The organism is Halalkalibacter oceani (genome assembly GCF_040544555.1).
In the GTDB taxonomy this organism is placed as follows: Bacteria; Bacillota; Bacilli; order Bacillales; family Bacillaceae_D; genus Halalkalibacter; species Halalkalibacter oceani.
Window position 1 is genome coordinate 50,800 of record NZ_JBEPKD010000018.1, and the last position, 21,613, is coordinate 72,412.

Here is a 21,613-nt window from a genome sequence, read left to right on the forward strand (position 1 = left end):
AAATTGAGAGAGGGGAGAGGATCACACAAATGAATGCCACGATGGTTATGCTATGTCTCATATGGGGGTTTAATTTTGTTGTGATGAAGTTGGGAAATGGCGCCTTTCCCCCCGGGGAGTTTGCCGCGCTGCGATTTTTGACCGGCTCTCTCGTACTGATCGGCATTTGTTTACTGAAAAAAATAGCGCTGCCGAAGAAAGCGGATGTTAAGTGGCTCGTCTTATGCGGCCTGTTTCAGACTGCTTATTTTAATATTGCGATCCAAATATCGCTTACCCATATTAGTGCCGGCCTGACGTCAGTCATGACCTACAGCATGCCACTTTTTTTATCAATCATGGCGCATAAGTGGCTTCCCGGTGAACGATTAACTGCGGCCAAGACATTTGGCATCATGATCGGGATAGCCGGTTTATTTCTTGCAATGAATGTTCATGCAGGGGGATCATTTTTGATTATGTTGCTGGCGTTAAGCTCAGCTATTTCCTGGGCTGTCGCTAACTTACTTTTCAAATTGAAATTAAAGCATTGTGATACGGTTCAATATACGACATGGCAAATGACAATTGGAGCTGTCGGATTACTGCTGTACACTCTTTTATTTGAGCAAGGTGAATCGCACTGGGGCGTCATGCCGGTTGTGTATATTCTGTTTTCCGGCGTAGTGGCCTCGGCGCTTGCATTCGTTATGTGGAATCATGCATTAAGCCGGACTGAAGCGAGCAAGGCATCCGTTTCTTTACTGCTCGTCCCGATTGTTGGCGTCATCTCTGGCTCCATATTTTTAGATGAACAGATAAGCATCGTTACATTAGCTGGAATTTTGCTCGTACTTGCCGGGATATGGGTTGTGAATCGGAAAAGTCCTGAAGAAAACCGACTGAATGTGTCACCCCCCAATATCGATAAAGCTCTCTAGCAGACACTGTGTCCGTCCATCAAGACAGCCGGACACTGCTGGAGAATTTGCTGCGTTTAAAGCGGACTTCACACTCTTTATTTGGAGATGTCTTCTAAGGTGAACAGACCTTTGAGGCGTCTTTTTTTTATTTCTTGAGAGGAGCTTGCACGAACGGATAAAAAAGCGGGTACAGGTTATATACTAATTGAGATGAGGAGACGAAAGGGAGGGAATGGTTTGGTTAATAAAGTGTTTTTCTTGATTCTACTCGTCGGCCTGCCACTATCGATAATTGGGAATATCCTTCACTGGCCAACAGTGCTGATGTTTGTCGTCTATTGTATTACAATTGTCGCCTTGGCAGGTTATATGGGGAGGGCAACGGAAAGCCTCGCGATTGTATCAGGTCCGCAAATTGGCGGACTGCTTAATGCGACATTTGGTAATGCGGTTGAACTGATTATTTCGATCTTTGCCTTGAAGGCCGGTTTAATTGGTGTTGTCCTCGCTTCGTTAACCGGATCGGTGCTTGGCAATCTTCTGTTAGTGGCCGGGCTTTCCTTTTTTATCGGCGGATTGAAGTTCAAACGTCAGAACTTCAATGTGTATGACGCCCGTCATAATTCAGGTCTCCTAATGTTTGCCGTCATTGTGGCGTTTGTCATTCCTGAGGTTTTTTCGATGACGATGAGTCCGGCAAAAACGTTGTCTTTAAGTATCGGAATTTCCATTATTTTAATTATGTTATACTTGGCCGCCCTGATGTTTCGCTTAGTGACCCATCGCGGGGTTTATCAGCCAAAGGAGTCAGGGAATATTGAGCATGAAGAGCCGGAGTGGAAAAAATGGAAGGCGATTATTGTTCTCGCCTTTGCGACGGCCGCTGTAGCTTATGTCTCCGAAGCACTTGTTCATACGTTTGAAGAAGTAGCGGAAACATTCGGCTGGACGGAGCTGTTTATCGGTGTGATTATTGTCGCGATTGTCGGGAATGCGGCCGAGCATGCTTCCGCGATTATTTTTGCTTTCAAAAATAAAATGGATATCGCCGTTGAGATTGCGATTGGCTCTACTTTGCAGATCGCGATGTTTGTTGCACCGGTCCTCGTCCTGATTTCTTTGTTTTTGCCTGAAAAAATGCCGCTTGTTTTCACGCTGCCTGAGCTGATCGCGATGACTTCGTCTGTATTATTAATGACCGTGATATCCAATGATGGGGAGACGAACTGGTTTGAGGGAGCCACCTTGCTCGCGGCGTACGTCATTATGGGGATTGGCTTTTATTTGCTCTGATGCAGGCCGGAAAACAGGAGGCCACTGAAAAACTTCCTTTTTCATAACTCGAAGAAAAAAGCTGGTGAAAACAGAGCCGTATATAAACGGCGCTCTCTTGTCGTCGCCGATAAAAATTTGAATGCAATTGCTTTACAAGAAGAGAGGTTCCCTATATAATCAGCATGTTAAAACCAAAAGGTTTTTTGGGAACCGTTCAGTTTTTTGCTGGAGAGATGAGAAAGTTACCCTGCTTTTCAAAGGGATTCGAGGAGGAGCGTTGGTTGCACGGTTTTCTTAGGATCAACAGCAAGGAAGGTAAAAAAATGAAAAAGAAAATCATTTTAACGGCGATTGAGTGTTTTTCCAATGAAGGCTTTTTCTCGACATCAATGCAACGGATTGCAGAGGAATGCGGGATGTCGAAAGCAACACTATATAAATACTTTCAGTCGAAAGAAGACCTTTTAATGCAAGTGTTTGAATTTACCTTGCTTCAAATGGTGGAAAGAGCTAAAAGTATTCAACTGGATCATTCGTTGCCGAAAAAAGAGCGTTTGCGACAGAGAATTCTCGTGGAGCTGCAAGAAAACAAACAGTATCGTGCTTTTTTAAATTTGATCTTCAAGGTCATGCCGATCCAGCAAAACCCGCGTGTCATGGCTTTAATGAAGCGGACAAAAGCTACTTTTTTTCATCTTCACCGGGAATATCTGCTTGAAGCCTATGGGGAAGAGGTGGAACCGTATCTTTGGGACCTTGTGATGCTTTTACAAGGAGCCATTCGCGAGTATATCCATTTGCTTGAGGATGAACAAAAGCCGGTTAACAAAGAAGATGTCGCGACATTGCTCGCGTCTAATCTTGATCAGATTATTAGAAATAAAGAAAAGCCGCAGCCGGCGTTGTCGCAGGAACTTATGTATGATTATGAAGGAATTCATCTCGGCGCGCAGTCAAAATCAACGGATCAGCAAATCGCCGAAGCGCTAATTAGCGTGCAGGATAAGATCGCAAAGGCAGAGATGAATCGAACGGAAATGGAAAAGGTTAGAGCGGCGTATGATTCGCTGAGAAAGAAAATGACGGTGGAGCAACCTGAGCCGTATTTAATCGAGGCGCTTTGTCTGTTTATTAACAGCCGCGTAGCGATTAAGCAGGAAATACCAATGATTCTTGCGCTAGTGGAAGAGCGGAGATTTAATTAAAGAAGGTGTAGAAGAATGGATACAGCCCAAGTATCAGTGGAAAATATAAATAGAAAACCATTAGTTATTGTCCTATTAGTTGGTTCGTTTCTAGCAATCTTAAATCAGACCTTGCTGACAACGGCCTTGCCTCATTTTATGAATGACTTGCAGATTACAGCCAATACAGGCCAGTGGCTGACAACAATCTTTATGCTTGTAAATGGAATTATGATCCCGATTACGGCTTTTTTAATTGAAAAGTATACAACGAGAAAGTTATTTATGACATCGATGTTCCTGTTTGCGTTAGGAACGCTTGTCTGCGCCCTTTCGCCTACTTTCTCCTTTTTAATGATCGGAAGAGTCCTTCAGGCTGCCGGGGCGGGTATTATGATGCCTTTGATGCAGACTGTATTTTTGCTCATTTTTCCAGTTGAAAAAAGAGGGGCCGCTATGGGAATGGTCGGTCTCGTCATTTCATTTGCGCCAGCCTTAGGACCGACGCTTTCAGGCTGGCTCGTAGAACATTATCACTGGTCTATCCTGTTCTGGATTGTGTTACCGGTAATTGTGATCGATATGATCGCGGCGTATTTCGTTTTAAGAAATGTAACAACGCTCCACAACCCGAAAGTTGATATGCTTTCGATTATTTTGTCAACATTCGGATTCGGCGGCTTGTTGTTTGGTTTTAGTTATGCCGGAGCACATAGCTGGACGAGTGCCTCCGTCGTTTTGCCAACCGTCATCGGTGTGATTTCGCTTGTTTGGTTTATTTTCAGACAGCTGAAGCTGGAGCAGCCGATATTAGAGTTTCGTGTATTTAAATACAGTGTTTTCACCTTGACGACGGTCATCGGCATGGTTGTGTTTATGTCATTGATTGGCGGCTCGACGATTCTGCCGATCTATATGCAAAACATGCATCATTTCACTGCATTGGATACGGGGTTGATGATCTTGCCGGGTGCGGTTTTGATGGGGCTGATGTCACCGATCACCGGAAGGATTTTTGATAAGATCGGGGCAAGAGCGTTGTCGATTGGCGGCTTGGCGATCATTTTCGTCACCACGGCTTTATTTTCAAACTTAACAACGACGACAAGCTTTACCTACCTCACGATCATTTATGCGCTGCGAATGATCGGGCTGGCGATGGTAATGATGCCGGTCACTACAGCGGGGATTAATGTTTTGCCGCGTAGACTGATTCCGCATGGGACAGCGATGAATAATACGATGCGGCAAATTTCAGGGTCGATCGGAACGGCGGTTCTGATTACGATTATGACGATGTCGGCGCTTGATCCGCAAGTAACTGGTGATGTCGACATGGCGATGATCCATGGAGTTAATGTCTCATTTATGGCAGCGACGGTGCTGTCGCTAATCGGTTTAATCCTTGCCTTTTTCATTAAAAAACATGATGAAGAACAGCCGAAGGGGAAACCGGTTCAAGTGAAAAGAAGTCAGAAGAAAAGTCCGATTCCTGAAGGGTAAAAGCACAGGCAGTCTGTTTCGAGGTTATGCCAAACGGAAAACAAACCTTTTGGCATAACCTTTTTTTTAGGTTGTTAGGACGAGTTTTGAATAGAGAGTTTAAAATCAGGCAAAAAAGAGGTAGTATAGAATATAGTTTAAATTGTGAGGGAGGATCTTATGAAAAAGGCAATGATCGTAATAATAGGGATTATCAGCTTGGTTGTCGGACAAGCCTGCGATCAGCAGCAATCAACGACTGATCAAGATTCCTCGATGCTCTCCTCTCATACTGAGCAAGCAGAGGGAAGTAAGGAAGCAGAAGCCTCAGCGGAGCAGGATTCCGAGTCGAACGAGGAGCAGGGAATCGAGGTAGTGACGGATCCGCAAAGTGTTGAGGTGCTTGTTAATGAGGAATATGAGCTGATGGAAGGCTATGAACCGGATGACTTGGTTTATCCTGATATCCCATTTATATTTGAAGATAAAGTGGAAAAGCGCTTAATGCGGGAGGAAGCAGCTGAAGCGATTGAGCAATTATTCGCCGCGGCAAAAGAAGATGGGATGAACTTGCTTGGCGTTTCGGCCTACCGTTCATATGAGACGCAAAAAAACCTGTTTGATTATTATGTTGCCCAGGATGGGGAGGAGCTCGCGCGTACATACAGCGCCGTGCCCGGAACAAGCGAACATCAAACCGGCCTGGCGATTGACGTCGTCGGCGAGGATGTAAGCTGTGCAGCGGAAGACTGTTTTGCGGATACAGTCGAAGCGAAATGGCTGGAGGACAACGCGGCTGACTATGGCTTTATTATCCGCTATTTGGAAGGGAAAGAGGATTTGACAGGCTACAAATACGAGCCTTGGCATTTGCGCTATGTCGGGGTTGAAATGGCGAAAGAAATCACCGATCTCGGCGTTACGCTTGAAGAGTATATGAATGCCGTTCCTGTATCCAATTAAAAACTGACTTGCCACAAGCCCGTTGTGAGTTTTTTCTCGCAATGGGCTTTAATGCGTAGAGACTGGGCAAAAGGTAAAAAAAACGACCTTTTGACCCAGCCCCATACACGTCATATGCCTTAGCTAAAAGCAAGACTGAAACAGCTCCAACACATACTTTTGGAAAAAGCTTTCTTAATCCTGAAGGGCATTTAATGTTTGCTGCAACGTATCAGATGTTGTCGAATGATGCTGCCCGTTATGGCGTCCTTTCATCATTCCGTAAGCCGCCCCAACCCCGATTCCTATTCCGACTAATGAATACATAAGAGCTTGACCGCTCTTCATCTTATGGTTTTTTCTCATTTCAAACATCATGACATCAGCTCCTTCTTACAAGTAAGTAATCAACAGACTACTCTACTCACTAGTTTGTCTGAAATCCGCTTCTTTACACTGGAGGTCCTTACCAATCATGCTTCTGGAAATTATTTGGACGTAACGTTTACGCGAAAAGGGACAAAGTAGTAAGGAAAACAACAAGTGAGCTGTAAGGAGCGTGGATGACGGGTGGTCGAAAAAAAGCATAACGGGATGCTGGTCGTGGCGATTGGCTCCATTCCTTTAATTATGACGTTAGGTAATTCCATGCTTATTCCTATTTTGCCCAAAATGGAAACTGAGCTGAACATTTCAGCGTTTCAAGCCAGCTTGACGATCACAGTTTTCTCCATCGCTGCTGCCATTTTCATCCCGATTTTCGGGTATTTGTCTGACCGCTTAACAAGGAAAAAGATCATTATCCCGGCTTTGACTTTGTACGGCGTTGGCGGGCTGTTAGCGGGTGCGGCTGCGGCGTGGTTTGCCAGTCCCTTTATTTGGATTATGGCCGGTCGCGTTCTTCAGGGAATCGGTGCGGCGGGCACCACGCCAATCGCGATGGCCTTAACCGGCGATTTGTTTAAGGGGGGCCAGCAAAGTAAAGTATTAGGTCTTGTCGAGGCGTCCAATGGATTTGGAAAAGTTCTTTCCCCGATTGTCGGGTCATTATTGGCTCTGCTTGCCTGGTACGGGCCGTTTTGGGGCTTTCCTGTTTTTGTTCTCATCTCATTGCTGCTAACGACATTCTTCATTAAAGAGAAGAAAAAGAAAAAAGAGCCGATGCCTTTTGGTACATATGTAAAAGGACTTTTTTCTGTCTTTAAGCATGAAGGCCGCTGGCTTTTTACCGCTTATTTGGCTGGAGCAACCTGTCTTCTTACTCTGTTTGGAATTTTATTTTATTTATCGGACGTACTGGAGACGACGTATAACATTGATGGCGTGTTGAAAGGGTGCATTCTGGCGATTCCACTTTTATTTATGATGACGACTTCGCTCATCACTGGGAGCAAAATCGGGAAGCGTTTGCAGCGAATGAAAACGAGCATTATGATTGGTTTCCTGCTAATGACAATCTCGTTTTCGGCCTTAGTGTTTTTCCACAAGCTTGTGCCATTTATTGCAATTTTGGTGATCAGCAGCGTCGGTACCGGCCTTGTCCTTCCATGCCTCAACAGCCTCATTACCGGCTCGGTTGGACAGGAAATGCGTGGATTTGTTACGTCCCTATATGGCTCTGTCCGTTTTTTAGGGGTCGCAGCGGGCCCGCCTCTGTTTGAAGTGTTAATGAACTGGTCTCGTACTGGAATGTTTTTGCTGACGGCAGGGCTGACATTGCTGCTTGGGATTTTTTGTTTACTATTTATTCATGTGAAAAAAACAAAGCCGACCGAATCAGATGACTCGGCTCAAACGTTATTTAAAAAATTTCAATTGACGACTGAATAAGGGGGATTCTCAGATGCAGCTTTATTTTTCTCCGGAATTTATGAAAGAGGATGCACAAGTACTAAATATCGTGACCGATGGAAATAAGCCTGTTGGCTATTTGGCGTTTTTACTGGAGCCGGACAAAAAGAAAATGTATGTGTACGGGCAGCTGGCTGAAGAAGGAGTCAGTGAGGATTTTAAAGACCTGGTCACACCTTATATTCAAGGGCTGACCAAATTAAAGCCGGAGCTGGAAGTGCTGTCTTACTTGACGGTTGGCGGGAAACAGGTTGAATTAAAGCAGGACGATAAGGAGGAATAGCACACATCGCTTTTTGGGTGAATATCATACTCTAGTCTTAGATGTGGAGGCAGGGTATGGATATTTTATTACAATTGTTTGAAGTTCGGCACCTTTTGATGCTCGTACTCGGTTTATGTCTCGGAATCGCTGTGGGAGCCTTACCCGGGTTGACACCGACAATGGGAGTCGCTTTGACGATCCCTTTTACCTTTTCACTCGGCGCAACAGATGGCCTGATCCTGCTGGGTGGGATCTATTGCGGCAGCGTGTTTGGCGGCTCTATCCCGGCGATTCTTTTTAACGTGCCAGGCGCGCCTGCATCGGTGGCGACTACGTTTGATGGCTATCCAATGGCGCAAAAGGGCAAGGCGAGAAAAGCGTTGGAGCTGGCGACGATTGCTTCCTTTGCCGGCGGTGTGATCGGGATGATCCTGCTCGTATTTTTTGCCCCTGTTTTAACGGAATTTTCTTTAGCCTTTGGCCCGACGGAAAGCTTCTGGATCGCCCTGTTCGGCATTACGGTCATCGCTGTCATTTCAGAGGGGGGAGCGGCGAAGAATATGCTCGGCGGTTGCCTGGGCATTGTCCTTTCCTTCGTCGGAATTAGTACTGTGACCGGAACGGCCCGCTTTACCTTTGGAATCGATAGCTTTGTTGGCGGGTTTCATGTTGTCGCGGTGCTGATCGGCTTATTTGCTATTCCTCAGGCTTTCCGAATGATTGAAACCCTGTCAGAAGGTAATCAAAAAATCAAACGACATAAACAGACAACCGCTTCGTCTATCCGTCAGTCATTTGGCGATGTGTTAAAGCGGCCGAAAGCAGTGACAATCGGAAGCGGAGTCGGCGCCCTTATCGGAATGCTTCCGGGCGCAGGCGGCAATGTAGCGAGCGTGCTTGCTTATAATGAAGTGCGGCGTTTCTCCAAGCAGAAAAACGCGTTTGGGAAGGGTGAAAAGCAGGGGATTATCGCTTCGGAGAGTGCCAATAATGCAATGGTCGGCGGTTCATTAATTCCATTGCTGACATTGGGGATTCCGGGCTCGCCAACTGCTGCGATCTTCCTCGGCGGCTTATTAATTCACGGTATTTGGCCGGGAAGAAATTTGTTTGTAGAGCATGCTGATGTGGCTTATACGTTTATTTACAGCATGATTCTCGCCCAGTTTTTTTTGCTCGTTCTCGGCTTGCTGCTAGTGACTCATATCGCCAGGCTGACGAGTATTCCGACTTATTATCTTGCTCCGGCTATTTTGTCCCTGTCAATTATCGGAGCCTTCACAACGCAAAATAGCTTGTTCGATGTTTATACCGCACTCATCCTCGGGCTTTTGATGTTCGTACTGCAAAAATTCCAGTTTTCACCCGCACCGATCGCCTTAGGGTTTATCCTTGGCAAAATTGCTGAAGAAGGGCTGCTTCAAGGGATTCAAATCGGCACGGCTCAAGGCTCTCCTTGGCTCTATTTCTTTAGCGGAACGTGGAATCTACTGCTTTGCAGTTTTATTTTGATAACGGTGGGAATCGCTGTCTACCGCGGACTGAAAAACAGAGCAAATCAGCAGCCCACATTGGAGGGAAAGAGGGCCCCTGATTATTGGGCAGTCAGCGGCTGGTTTATAGCGGGTGCTCTGGTAATCGTCTGTCTCGTGCTGCTTAACAGCATGCCGTTTGAGCTGCGGATTTTTCCTCAACTGGCATTTAGTGCGATGCTCGGATTTCTTTTGTACAAAGCGGCTCAGGCAGTGAAGCGTCCAAAGGAGAGAGTGTCTTTCACGTTCGATTACTCCATTGTAATGTGCCTCGTTCTCGTTGCTACTCTTAGTTTTTTGACGAATTTACTCGGCTTCTATAGCCAAACCTTTTTATTAATGCTGCTCGTGCCGATTTTCGTTCATCTGCAAAAATGGAGAAAACTGCGGCCGCTACACATCCTGTTCGTCTCATGCCTTTTCACACTGGCGCTTTATGCTGTTTTTACCCTTTTGCTTAAAGTGCCTGTGCCTATCATGCCTCAACTGTAAATGGGCAGGGGATCGGAGTCAATGACACAACCCTGTGGTGAGGAAGCCGCTGAAAAAGTACGATTTTCACTTTTTCAGCGGCTTTTTCGTAATGAGCTTGAAAGCCTAGCTGCGAGTGGGTGTCTCGAAGCAACGCCGGAGCCATTATTGAGTTACGTGATTGTTACTCGATAGTAATCCGCTCAAGCAGCTCAGTGTACTCACCTGTTCTTTTCTCCATATCCGCAAGAACCTCGTTGCGATCCATAATCAGAATGTCAGCTCCGGCTGTTTCCATTTCCTTCAAGAATTGTTCATCCTGTAAGAGCTGCAAAAAAGCTTCCTCAAGCGCCGCGATAATCTCAGGCGGTGTGCCTGCCCTGGCGGCGATGCCACGATCTGTGCTCATGATGACGTCAGGGAAGCCCAACTCTTTAAAGGTCGGAATATCGGGTGCGAATGGATGGCGTTCTTCTGTGGCGATCGCCAGTGGCAAGACGTCATCACCGAGGCGGTAAATATCGGATAAATTCCCGGCGACCACATCGGTATGCTCACCTAATAACGACGCAATTGCATCAGCGGCTCCCTGGAATGGCACATCTTCCACGTCAATGCCCGCAGCCTGTTCCAACAGCAAAATAGCTAAATGCTGACCAACGAACTTCCCGGCATTGCCGACCGTAATTTGTCCGGGAGCGGCTTCTGCCTTATTGATCAAATCGTCGAGGCTGGAAAAAGAGCCGTCGTTTCTCACCGCAAAAACGGTTGGATCGCCACCCCAATTCACAAGCGGTTCAAACGTGCCGGCATCAAAGGAAGTCTGGCCAACGAGCGGCTGGGTGATAATGTGGGGGAGATTATAGACCGCTAACGTGTAGCCATCCGGTTCGACGGTAGAGAAATAATTCCAGCCAACCTGCCCGCCGCCGCCCGGTTTATTGACGATGACGAGCTCTTGTCCTACATAGTCGTTTGCATATTTAGCAATTAATCGAGCCTGAGTATCAGTCGCTGCCCCGGGTGAAAAGGAAACAACAAGCTGGATGCTCTTATTTGGAAAATCAGAAGTCGATTCTTCTGAACAGCCGGCTGCGAAAAGAAGCCCGGCGCAGAAAAAAAGAGACAGGAGTAGCTTGTTCCACGTCATCACTACACATCCTTTATCGATGATTTCATCATTGATAAGTATGCGTCGTCGCTCCGTTTTACAAGTTGTCTTTCCTTATATTTCCCTGATGGTTTTATCTTTTTTTCCGCAGGGCCGGTGAAAGCGGCTTAGTTGTAGCCGGCAGCCGGATATTATAAATAAGATCAACGACTCTTGTCGATAATCCTTGAGATACGATCGCCTGAATGATAATCAGCCAATCGATGATCGAAGCAGTCAGAATAAAGATCGAACCGTTCAGCAAAAGCAGTGGTTTGCCCGGAGGAATATTGCGATGATTAGCAATAATGAGCGCGAGAACTCCCATCCCACCGTTGGATACATTTTGCCGCAGCAAAAGCCCGACCCCGCAGCCAAGCAGCAAGGAACCGAAGAACAGATCAAGCCAGACGTTGCCTGTCGGAGATTGCCATGTCATCGTATTTTCTAGAATGTACATCGTCAAGGAGGTGATGGAGATACTAAACATCGTTCCGATTGTACTGGCATTGCCGAGCCACTTAATCGCGACGACAAGCATCGAAAAATTAACAAACCAAAGGGCAAAGCTTAAAGGAAAATGAAACCAATAATGCAATAAAACCGCCAGGCCACCCGCACCGCCGGAGGGAACCGCATGAGGAAACAAAAAGATACTCATCGCCACACCTTGCAGCATCCCTCCACATGCCACGAGGCTATATATTTTCACGTTACTCATCCGTACGATCATTCTTCCTACAAAACTGATCAATCGAGATAGAGCGAAGTCGTTCCATAACAAAACATCCTTTACGTTTTTTGGACTGGCTCTATCAATTTATGTGTGAAACGCAAAGAATAGTACGAAATGTGGATGAGTATGAAAGCAGGTTTTGCTTTTTTGTGTAATGATGATTGAAGCCAACACTAATTTTATTCAACCGGGCGGCTGCGCAGATAAATCCAGGCAGCTATGCCAAGGTTGATAATCCCGACGATGATAAACAGCCAGGAAGAGGACCCGGCGACAAAACCGCCGCTGATCCAAAGCACGGCTGCGAGAAACAAGCCGATGCTTAATGGGGGAATGTTTTTCATGAGCGATAACTCCTTTCCTACTGATAATATAGCAGGATTCCAATGCGGCGCAAGGGGAGAGAAGGGGAAAATGTTTTGGATAGAATAGTAGTCGATTTGCCGGTGATCGATTATACTAGACAGTAGTATATGTTCTATTGCGGTTGTCCGATTAAAAGGCAAAGAAATGGTTGAGATAGATGAAGCGAATTTCTGAAGCATTGGAAAAAAAAGAGATTATGAACGCGGCGATTATTCAACATGTAAAACAATACATCCACAAGAAGTATCCTCAATACTCTTCTCAGCAGAGGGCACGGGTTTTTGCAAAAGCTCTCCAGCAAATGATAGAGCAATCCCTTCCAGATTATGATGAAGAAGCTAAAATGCTTATTCGATCGCGCTTGCTGCAACGCCACATGTCAGCTACATCCTTTCAGCTTAATGCGTTACATATTTTTGAAGCGAGTCTTGAAGTCGTTCCGCTCACTGACTCCAAACTTGTGCTTCTCCAATGGTTAAAAGAAAAAACAGATATCCAGGACGAACATCTGGAGAGCTTTGTAAAAGAACTGTTAGGTGAACCTTTTACTGAAGAGGCTGCAGCAGCCAGTGAGGAGTTGCCAGCTCTGCCTTTCAGTGAAAAGAAAAGGCCAAAGAAGCTTCATCCGAAGATGCTGGCTTCCATTTGTTCCGTGATAGCAGGGCTATTGCTCGCTTTCTATCTTTTTTCATCACCATTTTTGAAGGAGGAAGCAGCGGACGTTTCTCACCAGCTTAAACGGGAGGAGCTCGCCGCGGAGCAGCCTTTAGGGGAAGCGGCAGCGATAGGTCCACCTAATGCTTTGCCGGCGACTCTGCAATTTCAGCTGATCGACGAAAAAATGTTGCATGAATGGCTTACGGGGCGTGACTCGCTGCTGGCGGATGAACCTTATTTCTCGGCGATTTTGCAAACGGCGCAAGAGTTTAATGTCCATCCGCTGCTTTTGTTTGCGATCACTGGTCAGGAGCAGGGGTTTGTCCCGCGAACTCATGAACGAGCGGAGACAATCGCCAATAATCCGTTTAATGTGTTTCATAGCTGGGAGGATTTTAATACAGACGTGAAAGAATCAAGCGAAATAGCGGCAAGAACTGTCGTTAATTTGAGTGAAAATAGACCGGCCGGGTTTGATCCGATTCAGTGGATTAATCGAAAATACGCAGAGGATGAAAATTGGTGGCGCGGTGTCCGCGCGCTATTTGAACAGCTTCGAGATGATGTCGGGCAAATTGAGCAGGGTGGAAAAAGAGAAGCAGCGGACAAGGCCTCTTAAACAGCGTGCCGCACGCCCAGTTCAAAATAGAGCGAGCAGGACGGAAGCCGCTTTCTGCCCGCTTAATGTGGCTTGTTATATTTGGCGCGGACGGTTCATGCGGTATTTGATTAAGGAGAGGATAGAAAGGATAAGGAGAACCCCGCAAAGCACAGTGAAGAAAATGCGGAAGACATTTTCATTTAAATACGAGCTGATCCCGCAGGCGAGGGCGGCGATGAAATAAACAAGGCTGTAGAACAGGTGCTTATTCGGTTGTCTCATAACCAATCACCTCCTTTTTATTCCTATACCCGGATTTCAAAATACGTTAAACTTCGCCGCCTCATTCGGGTAAGTGCTAAACAAGCTCAGAATGCGGGTTCAAAAAGTTGGCGCGAATTCGATTGTATTTCATTTTGAAGGCGTCAAGATTTTGTTCAGTCAGCAACCCGAAACCGAATACATAAATAAGGTCGGAAGTGGAAAGTTGATGATTGATCACCTCTTCGACCGTATAAAAAGACGCTTCCCGTTTGGAAAACTGGTCACGGATGGCTCGTTGCCGGAATGACTCCCGTTTGTTTTCCGCCGTTTCGGTACAGATGACGGTGTAGACACAAAAGAGATTCATCTGGGATTTCGTAATGTGGAATGCCTCTCGCTCCTCGGGTGGAATATTGGCGAAATATTCTTCTTCAAATTCCTTTTTCGGCTTCATCGATCGAATGCTGACTTGTCGTGGGTGCCCGGTTGTCTCATGCTGTCTATGGACGGTATATTCATTTACGGCTACAAGTTTCATCTTCCTGCCTCCTTCACTGCGATTCTTTCTTTTTCGTTTCTTGAAGTAGATATAACCGATTTATCATTTTCTTAATCCTAAAACGCGAGAAAGCTGCAAGTAATTGCTTGTAACCCTTTACATTTAAGGTATAATGAAATTGCATAAAGTGCTGTAAATAAGGAGAGGTGAAGCTGATGGAATATCAAACAATTGGCAGAACGGGGATTAAAGTCTCAAGCTTATGTTTTGGCACGATGTCATTTGGCGGTGTTGCCGATGAAGAAACGTCGAAGGCAATGTTTAACCGCTGTCGTGAAGCAGGAATTAATTTTTTTGATTGCGCCAATGTCTATAATGGTGGCGCGGCGGAGGAGATTCTTGGACGTTGTATAGAAGGCAGCCGCGACGAGCTGATTTTAACAACGAAGGTGAACGGTGCTGTAAAAAAAGGGGTAAACAACAGAGGCTTGTCGCGCCGCCATATTACGATGGCGATCGAAGACAGTTTGCGACGTTTAAAAACGGACCGGATTGAATTTTATTTTGTTCATGCCTTTGATCCCGATACGCCAATTGAAGAAACGCTGTCAGCGATGGATGACCTGCAACGTCAAGGGAAAATCCTATACCCTGCCGTCAGCAACTGGGCGGCCTGGCAGATTGCAAAAGCGTTAGGGGTGTCGGCCAAAGAGCATTTGGCCCGCTTTGAATGTATTCAACCGATGTATAATCTTGTAAAACGACAGGCCGAGGTTGAAATTTTACCGTTGGCCCAATCTGAGCAAATGGGTGTTATCACCTACAGTCCGTTGGGGGGCGGCCTTTTAACCGGAAAATACCGCAATCAAAGTGGAAGCGGACGCCTCGTCGAGCAGGATAATTACCGAATCCGTTACGGGGAAAAGAGCTATTTCGACATCGCCAACCGCTTCGATGAGTATGCAAACGATCACGGCGTCGCCCCCGCCTCTCTCGCCGTAGCCTGGGTCATGTCCCACCCGGCAGTGACCGCGCCGATTATCGGTGCGCGTAATCTCGAACAGCTCGAACCTTCTCTCGATGCCTTAACCATTCAATTGACGGAAGAGCAACGCAATGAAATTTCGCAATTGTCTCCCGCACCGGCTCCGGCTACTGATCGGTCGGAGGAAGGGGTTATTCGAAAGGGGTAGCTTTAATAAAATGTTTTAAATGAGACAGCTGCTTGTTTTGCTCACTTTCGCTGTATTAGGGATATGCTAAAAAGGAGAATTCACCTTTCAGGCATATCCCTTTTTGACATTGATATTGAAATAAACCTAAATAAATTTTATAATAAATAAATAAAAAAAATTATAATCTATTAATAGAGAGTGACGTGGTTGTAAATTGGAAAATGTTAGAGATGATTTTGAATTTTTGACATCGCTAATTCGTGGAATTGCAGCGCAGTTCGGTAATCGTTGTGAAGTGGTTTTGCATGATTTAACAGGAGATTACGACAGTACAATTGTGGCGATTGAAAATGGTCATGTCACAGGAAGAAAGGTTGGGGATCCGGGAAGCAATTTAGGCTTGGAAGTGTTAAGAGGCACAGTGAAAGAAGGAGATCGCTATAATTATCTGACGCAGACAAAGGATGGGAAATTATTAAGATCAACTACGATTTATTTGCGTAACAATAAACAGGAGACGATTGGTTCTATTTGCATAAATTTTGATATTTCCGATTTTATGATGGCGGAAAATGCAATTAAGTCACTGACGTTACGTGATACAGATCAGGAAGTGAAAGAGGTGTTTGTCAACGATGTGAATGAATTGCTCGATTTTTTATTGCAGGAATGTCAAAATGAAATCGGCAAGCCGGTATCCCATATGTCTAAAGAAGAGAAAATGCAGGCAATAGAGTTTTTAGATAAGAGAGGTGCATTTTTAGTCAAAAAAGCAGGCGATAAGGTCTGTAAATTTTTTGATATTTCAAAATTCACTTTGTATAATTATTTGGATGATATACGCTCGTGAATTTAATTATTCAAAAGAGGGTTTCTTTCGGGAACCCTCTTTTCAGCATTTAAAGAATAAAATTGAAAGCGCTTTAAAAAAATGTTTGACAATTCAAAATAACAACTTATAATAAAAATAAATAATTTTTAGTTTGTATAAAAATTATTTATTTTCTCGGGCAGGAAATCTGACAAATGTATTGCTGGAGACTCATTTAATTTTTATGATGGTTTCAGAAATTAAGTAAACAAGGAGAGAACAGAAATGGACTTTGAAAAGAGATTAGTAGATTTAAAGATTGAATTACCTGAAATTTCAGATGACCACCTTCCATTTGCTTCAGGGGTAAAGGTAGATAACCTAGTTTTTTTATCAGGACAAACATGCTTAATAGGAGGTGAAATGAAATATACCGGGGTGGTTGGTTCCTCAGTTACCTTGCAAGAAGCCGAAGAAGCGGCAGAAATATGTATTCTAAACTTACTTGGAGCTTTAAAAGGTATGATAGGAGATCTGAATAGAGTTAACAAAGTTATTAAAGTAAATGGTTACGTAGCATCGGAAAAGACATTTACTGATCAACCGCAGGTTATTAATGCAGCTACAAATTTACTTAATGAAATATTCGGAGAAGAGAATCGACACGCTAGAGCAGCTGTTGGCGTAGCATCGTTACCAATGGGAACACCAGTTGAAATAGAGTTAATTGTCGAATTGAAAAAGTAAAGTACAGAATATAACATTCTGATGATTTTAAATTTTTAATAAAAATATCCAACTGTCAGAATGAACAAAGATATTTAAACGAAGTCATTGAGGTGATTTTATGTCAACGATTCAAAAACGATTAAAAGAATTAGGAATCGAGTTATCAAATCCATCAAGTCCAAAGTTCAGTTATGTATCTGTAAATCAAATAGGTAACTTACTTTACTTATCGGGGTTAGATTGTAGAAAAAACGGAGAGCTGATTATGGAAGGTAAGCTTGGAGAGGAATTAACAATTGAACAAGGACAAGAGGCAGCTCGACAAGTTATTATCAACGCTTTATCTGTTCTTAATAATTATTTAGGGGACCTGGAAAGAGTAAATAAGGTTGTTAAGTTACTTGGCTTTGTTAACAGTTCAGATGGATTTGTAGAGCAGCCTTATGTAATGAACGGCGCATCGGATTTGTTGGAACAAGTATTTGGTGAAAAAGGAAAACATGCTCGCTCCGCTATTGGAAGCAATGAACTCCCGTTTAATACTCCTATTGAAATTGAGATGATTGTGCAAGTTGATGATGAATAAACAAGTTTTGAATCTTGAAACTAAAAAATGAGGTTGAAAGATGGATATAAAAAATCAGGATTTATTGACTGATACTCCTTTGATAGCTTTAGACATGGAGATAATGGAAAGAAATATTCAATGGTTAGCGAATTTATCCAAAGAAGCGGGTGTAAAGTTACGTCCGCACACTAAAACTCATAAAAGCCCATTTATCGCCAAATTGCAGATTGAGGCTGGGGCCAGTGGTATTACAACTGCAAAGCTTGGTGAGGCTGAGGTGATGGCTAATGCTGGAATTGATGATATTTTAATTGCCTTTCCTATTATTGGAAAAAATAAACTGAAAAGATTCAATGATCTTTTGCAAAAGGCAAATTTAACTGTTGCTTTGGATGATTGGACAGTTGCAAAAGGAATAAATGCAGTAGGAGAAAACATTAAGAAGAAGATACCTGTTTATATTGATGTTGATACTGGTTTAGGAAGAATGGGGCGTTCAGCTAAAGAAAGCGTGGCATCTATATTAGAAATTGCAAAATTACCTTTTATTAGTATAAAAGGGCTGATGAGTCACAGTGGACATGCTTATGCGGAAAATAACGACGAAGGAGTAAAAAGAGTCGCGATTGAAGATGCGACAATACTCTATGAAACTAAGATGGATTTAGAGCAAAAAGGAATTTATATCGATGAACTAAGTATTGGGGCAAGTGCAACAGCTAGAATGCTAAAAGAGATTCCTTTTATTACAGAGGCTCGACCTGGGATGTATGTGTTTAATGACCGCTATGTGATGGGAGCAGGAGGAGCAAAGGAAAATGATTGTGCAGTTTCTGTTATAGCAACTGTAGTTTCTCATCCAAGTGATGATCGTTTACTTATTGATGCTGGTAGTAAAACATTATCTTCTGACTTATACAAAGGAGGTGGTCATGGCTTAATAAAGGGACATGAAAATCTCGTAATTGACCGTTTATCAGAAGAACATGGAATTATCAAAGTACAGGGAGGAAAAACAAGCTTACGAGTTGGAGATCTAGTCGAAATCATTCCAAATCATATTTGTCCCGTTATTAATTTAACAGACGAAATTTATGGTTTTAGAAATGGAAATCTTGAACGAACAATTTCGATTGAAGGACGCGGAAAGAATAGGTAGTTAAATGATATTTGATAATATGCGTTTTGGGATCTATTACAGTAAGGACCTTTAAATAAACTAATTGGGGGTAATGACATGAACAAGTTCCTAGGGTTATTAACAAGTTTACTTATTGTTTTATTAATAGTTGGTTGTTCAAGTGAAAATACAGATTCATCAAACGGTAGTCAAGATGCGGATGCAACGGAAAAGATAGAGTTTCGTATCGGAACGGGGAATAATGAATCGCATCCACATTATCAAGGATTAGTTAAATTGAAAGAAGTACTTGAAGAAGAGGGCGGAGATAGGTTCGATGTTCAATTCTTCCTTAATGCAACTGTTGGGGATGACAGAGAAATGATTGAGGGGCTTCAAATGGGAACTCTAGACGCGACAATTCCTGCTGCAGGCGTTGTTTCGAATTTTGTCCCTGAATTTGAAATATTTAATTTCCCATTTTTATTTCCAAATGAGGAGGTCGCTGATGAAGTACTAGCGGGCCCAGCGGGGCGTGAGATTCTAGATCAGTTACAAGAACAAGGGCAGGGGGTTATGGGTATGGACTATTGGGAGCAAGGTTTTTTCCTGCTAACCAATAGTTCACATGAGGTAAAAACCCTTGAAGATTTGGAAGGTTTGACAATTCGTACAATTGAAAATGAAATTCAAGTGGATACATTGAGAGCATTAGGAGCAAACCCAACACCAATGCCTTGGTCTGAATTATTTACAGCGATGCAGCAAGGGGTGGTAGATGGACAACAAAATCCAATTGCCAATATTCATTCAGCGAAATTTTATGAGGTGCAAGATTATCTAACGATCACCAACCATCATTATGGACCGTCTATTTTCTTAGTCAGTGAAATATTTTGGGGTAAGCTTTCAGAAGAGGAACAGCAATTAGTAGATAAAGCAATCAAAAGCGGTAATGAAGAAGCGAAAAGAGTTATGAGGGAACAAAATGCGGCGCAGTTACAAGAGGTCGAGGAGTCCGGTGTGGTAATTACTGAGCTAGATGATTCGGAATTTGATAGAATGCGAGAGCTAACTCAACCAGTTGTTGAGAAATTTTCTGAAGCAATTGGCAAAGAATTTGTAGATAGATTTTATCAAGCAGTTGAAGATGCTCAAAATTAGGCTCAGGAAGGTGAGTGTTTTGCACTCATCTTTCCCCATTCGTATTAAAAAGGAGGAAAAAAATTGAAATGGATGAGGAAGTTAGACGAGAACTTTGAAGAATGGATTACGTTTATTTTATTTGCATTATTAGTTGTTGTGGTCCTTCTGCAAGTTATCTTTCGATATATATTACAAGTGTCTCTACACTGGAGTGAAGAAACAGCCAGGTATACATTTATTACCTTTGTCTATTTTTCTGCAATTGTTGCAGTGAAAAGAAATAAACATCTTCGAACTGAAGGATTAGTCCAAATTCTACCTGCAAAAGCAAAAAAAACAATCAATATTCTTGCCGATATAATTTGGCTTGCTTTTACTATCTTAATGATTAGGTTAAGCTACCTTGCAACAATGACTGTTCTTGCCTCAGGACAACAATCACCTGTATTAAAAATTGTGATGGGTTATATATACGCTGTAGTGCCGATTTGTTTTACATTGATGTCTTTTCGGATTTTACAGCAAATTATTAGAAAGATTAAACATAAAGAACATGACGATAGTGCTTCTTCAGTAGAAACAACGACTTAGGAGGTGGATTGATGGAGATTGTTTGGATCATTCTTATTGCTTTAGCGGTTTCTCTTATCCTAGGAGTACCAATTGCATTCTCTATTGGTATTAGTACGTTTATTGGACTGTTAATTGGTGGGATACCAACTGAATTGTTAGGCCAAGGAGCATTTACTGCTTTGAATAATTATGCCATTATGGCAGTCCCGTTTTTCATTTTAACAGGTGTTCTAATGGAATCTGGTGGTTTATCAAGAAGGTTGATTGACTTTGCAAAAAGTATTGTCGGAAATGTAACAGGTGGATTTGGTATGGTGACGGTAATAGCTTGTGGTTTCTTCGCAGCAATTAGTGGATCCAGTCCTGCTACGGTCGCAGCGATAGGTACGATCATGATACCAATGATGATAAAACATGGATATTCCAAGGGGTTTGCTTCTTCGATAACTGCTACTGCAGGAGGGTTGGGAGTAATAATTCCTCCATCTATAACTATGATTGTATATGCCGTTATAGCAGATGTATCAGTCTCGGATATGTTTATAGCTGGAATTGCTCCTGGGATAGTCGTCATTATTTTTATATGCTTAGCTGTATTTATGATTGCAAAAAAATCAGGAATATCTGGAGATGGAACACCAATATCATTTACTGAAATTTTAAGAACATTTTGGGAAGCGAAGTGGGCTTTATTGGCTCCCGTAATTATTTTAGGTGGAATATATAGTGGTATATTTACACCAACTGAATCGGGTGTTATTGCTGTAGTCTATGGTCTAATTATTGGTCTATTTGTTTATAAAGAGTTGAAATGGAGAGACATACCAAAAGTTTTAATTGACTCAGGAGTTATTACAGGGTCAGTGTTAATTATTTTAAGTACCGCAACTACACTTGGACGTGTATTTACCCTTCAACAAGTTCCTCAAGTATTAAGCGAAGCACTTTTAAGTATATCAGAATCACCTTATATTATATTAATTTTGATTGCAGGGATAATGATAGTTTTAGGGACATTTATGGAAGCACTTTCTCTCGTGATAATTTTGACTCCAATTTTAATACCTGTAGTCACTCCTTTAGGTGTTGATCCGATTCATTTTGGAATCATTTTGATTATCGGAGCAGTATTTGGAATGATGACGCCACCTGTTGGAGTTAATTTATTTGTTGCTTCGGGCATTTCGGGTATTTCAATTGAAAGCTTAACAAAGTCGATGTTACCGTTTTTGTTAACAATGGTTATAGTATATCTGGTAATTATTTTCCTGCCACTTCTATCTACAGGACTCGTAAGGTTTTTAGGTTAACTAG

23 protein-coding genes are annotated in these 21,613 nt (G+C 43.2%); 17 read left to right on the forward strand and 6 right to left on the reverse strand.

Going from position 1 to position 21,613, the window contains the following annotated elements; translation table 11 throughout:
- Window positions 1-29 precede the first annotated feature (29 nt).
- The 5 genes from ABMB67_RS16950 to ABMB67_RS16970 all read left to right on the forward strand — a co-directional run bounded on the left by ABMB67_RS16950 (window position 30) and on the right by ABMB67_RS16970 (window position 5,806).
- On the forward strand, window positions 30-920 hold the full coding sequence (locus ABMB67_RS16950; protein WP_354572801.1) for a DMT family transporter: 891 nt from the start codon (window positions 30-32) through the stop codon (window positions 918-920).
- A 192-nt stretch (window positions 921-1,112) separates the two neighbouring features.
- Complete coding sequence (cax, locus tag ABMB67_RS16955; protein WP_354572802.1) at window positions 1,113-2,195, forward strand: calcium/proton exchanger; 1,083 nt, start codon at window positions 1,113-1,115, stop codon at window positions 2,193-2,195.
- 305 nt (window positions 2,196-2,500) lie between these two features.
- Entirely contained in the window at window positions 2,501-3,382 is an 882-nt protein-coding gene (locus tag ABMB67_RS16960; protein ID WP_354572803.1) for a TetR/AcrR family transcriptional regulator, read from the forward strand.
- A gap of 15 nt (window positions 3,383-3,397) precedes the next feature.
- Entirely contained in the window at window positions 3,398-4,864 is a 1,467-nt protein-coding gene (locus ABMB67_RS16965; protein ID WP_251221811.1) for an MDR family MFS transporter, read from the forward strand.
- Window positions 4,865-5,023: 159 nt separating this feature from the next.
- On the forward strand, window positions 5,024-5,806 hold the full coding sequence (locus ABMB67_RS16970) for a M15 family metallopeptidase (RefSeq protein ID WP_354572804.1): 783 nt from the start codon (window positions 5,024-5,026) through the stop codon (window positions 5,804-5,806).
- Window positions 5,807-5,980: 174 nt separating this feature from the next.
- On the opposite strand, the gene ABMB67_RS16975 is transcribed toward ABMB67_RS16970, so the two are convergent.
- Window positions 5,981-6,163: a hypothetical protein gene (locus ABMB67_RS16975; protein WP_354572805.1), complete on the reverse strand. Its 183-nt coding sequence runs from the start codon at window positions 6,161-6,163 to the stop codon at window positions 5,981-5,983.
- 216 nt (window positions 6,164-6,379) lie between these two features.
- On the opposite strand from ABMB67_RS16975, the gene ABMB67_RS16980 reads away from it, so the two are divergent.
- Genes ABMB67_RS16980 through ABMB67_RS16990 form a run of 3 tightly spaced genes read left to right on the forward strand, consistent with a single transcriptional unit; the run spans window position 6,380 to window position 9,925 of the window.
- Window positions 6,380-7,615 carry an MFS transporter gene (locus ABMB67_RS16980; RefSeq protein ID WP_354572825.1) on the forward strand — a complete coding sequence of 412 codons (1,236 nt, stop codon included), beginning with the start codon at window positions 6,380-6,382 and terminating at the stop codon, window positions 7,613-7,615.
- 13 nt (window positions 7,616-7,628) lie between these two features.
- Window positions 7,629-7,919 (forward strand): hypothetical protein, encoded by a 291-nt coding sequence (locus ABMB67_RS16985; RefSeq protein WP_251221814.1) that lies wholly within the window; start codon window positions 7,629-7,631, stop codon window positions 7,917-7,919.
- Window positions 7,920-7,975: 56 nt separating this feature from the next.
- Window positions 7,976-9,925, forward strand: a complete 1,950-nt coding sequence (locus tag ABMB67_RS16990; protein WP_354572806.1) for a tripartite tricarboxylate transporter permease — start codon at window positions 7,976-7,978, stop codon at window positions 9,923-9,925.
- Between the two features lie 163 nt (window positions 9,926-10,088).
- Here ABMB67_RS16990 and ABMB67_RS16995 read toward each other — a convergent pair whose 3' ends face one another.
- The 3 genes from ABMB67_RS16995 to ABMB67_RS17005 form a co-directional block, all read right to left on the reverse strand.
- Complete coding sequence (locus tag ABMB67_RS16995) at window positions 10,089-11,054, reverse strand: tripartite tricarboxylate transporter substrate binding protein (protein WP_354572807.1); 966 nt, start codon at window positions 11,052-11,054, stop codon at window positions 10,089-10,091.
- A gap of 94 nt (window positions 11,055-11,148) precedes the next feature.
- A complete protein-coding gene (locus ABMB67_RS17000) occupies window positions 11,149-11,775 on the reverse strand; it encodes a YitT family protein (RefSeq protein WP_251221817.1) in 627 nt (208 codons plus the stop codon).
- A 194-nt stretch (window positions 11,776-11,969) separates the two neighbouring features.
- Entirely contained in the window at window positions 11,970-12,134 is a 165-nt protein-coding gene (locus tag ABMB67_RS17005) for a hypothetical protein (protein ID WP_251191947.1), read from the reverse strand.
- A gap of 179 nt (window positions 12,135-12,313) precedes the next feature.
- Between ABMB67_RS17005 and ABMB67_RS17010 the strand changes: the two genes are divergently transcribed.
- On the forward strand, window positions 12,314-13,432 hold the full coding sequence (locus ABMB67_RS17010; protein WP_354572808.1) for a hypothetical protein: 1,119 nt from the start codon (window positions 12,314-12,316) through the stop codon (window positions 13,430-13,432).
- 75 nt (window positions 13,433-13,507) lie between these two features.
- On the opposite strand, the gene ABMB67_RS17015 is transcribed toward ABMB67_RS17010, so the two are convergent.
- Together ABMB67_RS17015 and ABMB67_RS17020 are read right to left on the reverse strand one after the other, a co-directional pair.
- Window positions 13,508-13,696, reverse strand: coding sequence for a hypothetical protein (locus ABMB67_RS17015; protein WP_251221832.1), 189 nt, complete (start codon window positions 13,694-13,696; stop codon window positions 13,508-13,510).
- A gap of 76 nt (window positions 13,697-13,772) precedes the next feature.
- Window positions 13,773-14,216 (reverse strand): hypothetical protein, encoded by a 444-nt coding sequence (locus tag ABMB67_RS17020; RefSeq protein WP_251221833.1) that lies wholly within the window; start codon window positions 14,214-14,216, stop codon window positions 13,773-13,775.
- A 176-nt stretch (window positions 14,217-14,392) separates the two neighbouring features.
- Between ABMB67_RS17020 and ABMB67_RS17025 the strand changes: the two genes are divergently transcribed.
- The 8 genes from ABMB67_RS17025 to ABMB67_RS17060 all read left to right on the forward strand — a co-directional run bounded on the left by ABMB67_RS17025 (window position 14,393) and on the right by ABMB67_RS17060 (window position 21,609).
- Entirely contained in the window at window positions 14,393-15,370 is a 978-nt protein-coding gene (locus ABMB67_RS17025) for an aldo/keto reductase (RefSeq protein WP_354572809.1), read from the forward strand.
- 196 nt (window positions 15,371-15,566) lie between these two features.
- Window positions 15,567-16,202 (forward strand): helix-turn-helix transcriptional regulator, encoded by a 636-nt coding sequence (locus ABMB67_RS17030; protein WP_354572810.1) that lies wholly within the window; start codon window positions 15,567-15,569, stop codon window positions 16,200-16,202.
- 246 nt (window positions 16,203-16,448) lie between these two features.
- Window positions 16,449-16,910, forward strand: coding sequence for a RidA family protein (locus ABMB67_RS17035; RefSeq protein WP_354572811.1), 462 nt, complete (start codon window positions 16,449-16,451; stop codon window positions 16,908-16,910).
- Between the two features lie 100 nt (window positions 16,911-17,010).
- Window positions 17,011-17,478: a RidA family protein gene (locus tag ABMB67_RS17040; protein ID WP_354572812.1), complete on the forward strand. Its 468-nt coding sequence runs from the start codon at window positions 17,011-17,013 to the stop codon at window positions 17,476-17,478.
- A gap of 40 nt (window positions 17,479-17,518) precedes the next feature.
- Window positions 17,519-18,619 carry an alanine racemase gene (locus ABMB67_RS17045; RefSeq protein ID WP_354572813.1) on the forward strand — a complete coding sequence of 367 codons (1,101 nt, stop codon included), beginning with the start codon at window positions 17,519-17,521 and terminating at the stop codon, window positions 18,617-18,619.
- Window positions 18,620-18,697: 78 nt separating this feature from the next.
- Window positions 18,698-19,744 (forward strand): DctP family TRAP transporter solute-binding subunit, encoded by a 1,047-nt coding sequence (locus ABMB67_RS17050; protein ID WP_354572814.1) that lies wholly within the window; start codon window positions 18,698-18,700, stop codon window positions 19,742-19,744.
- A gap of 72 nt (window positions 19,745-19,816) precedes the next feature.
- The gene (locus tag ABMB67_RS17055; protein WP_354572826.1) at window positions 19,817-20,317 is read left to right on the forward strand and encodes a TRAP transporter small permease; all 501 of its coding nucleotides are present in this window, start codon (window positions 19,817-19,819) and stop codon (window positions 20,315-20,317) included.
- Between the two features lie 11 nt (window positions 20,318-20,328).
- On the forward strand, window positions 20,329-21,609 hold the full coding sequence (locus ABMB67_RS17060) for a TRAP transporter large permease (protein ID WP_354572815.1): 1,281 nt from the start codon (window positions 20,329-20,331) through the stop codon (window positions 21,607-21,609).
- The last annotated feature ends 4 nt before the right edge of the window (window positions 21,610-21,613 follow it).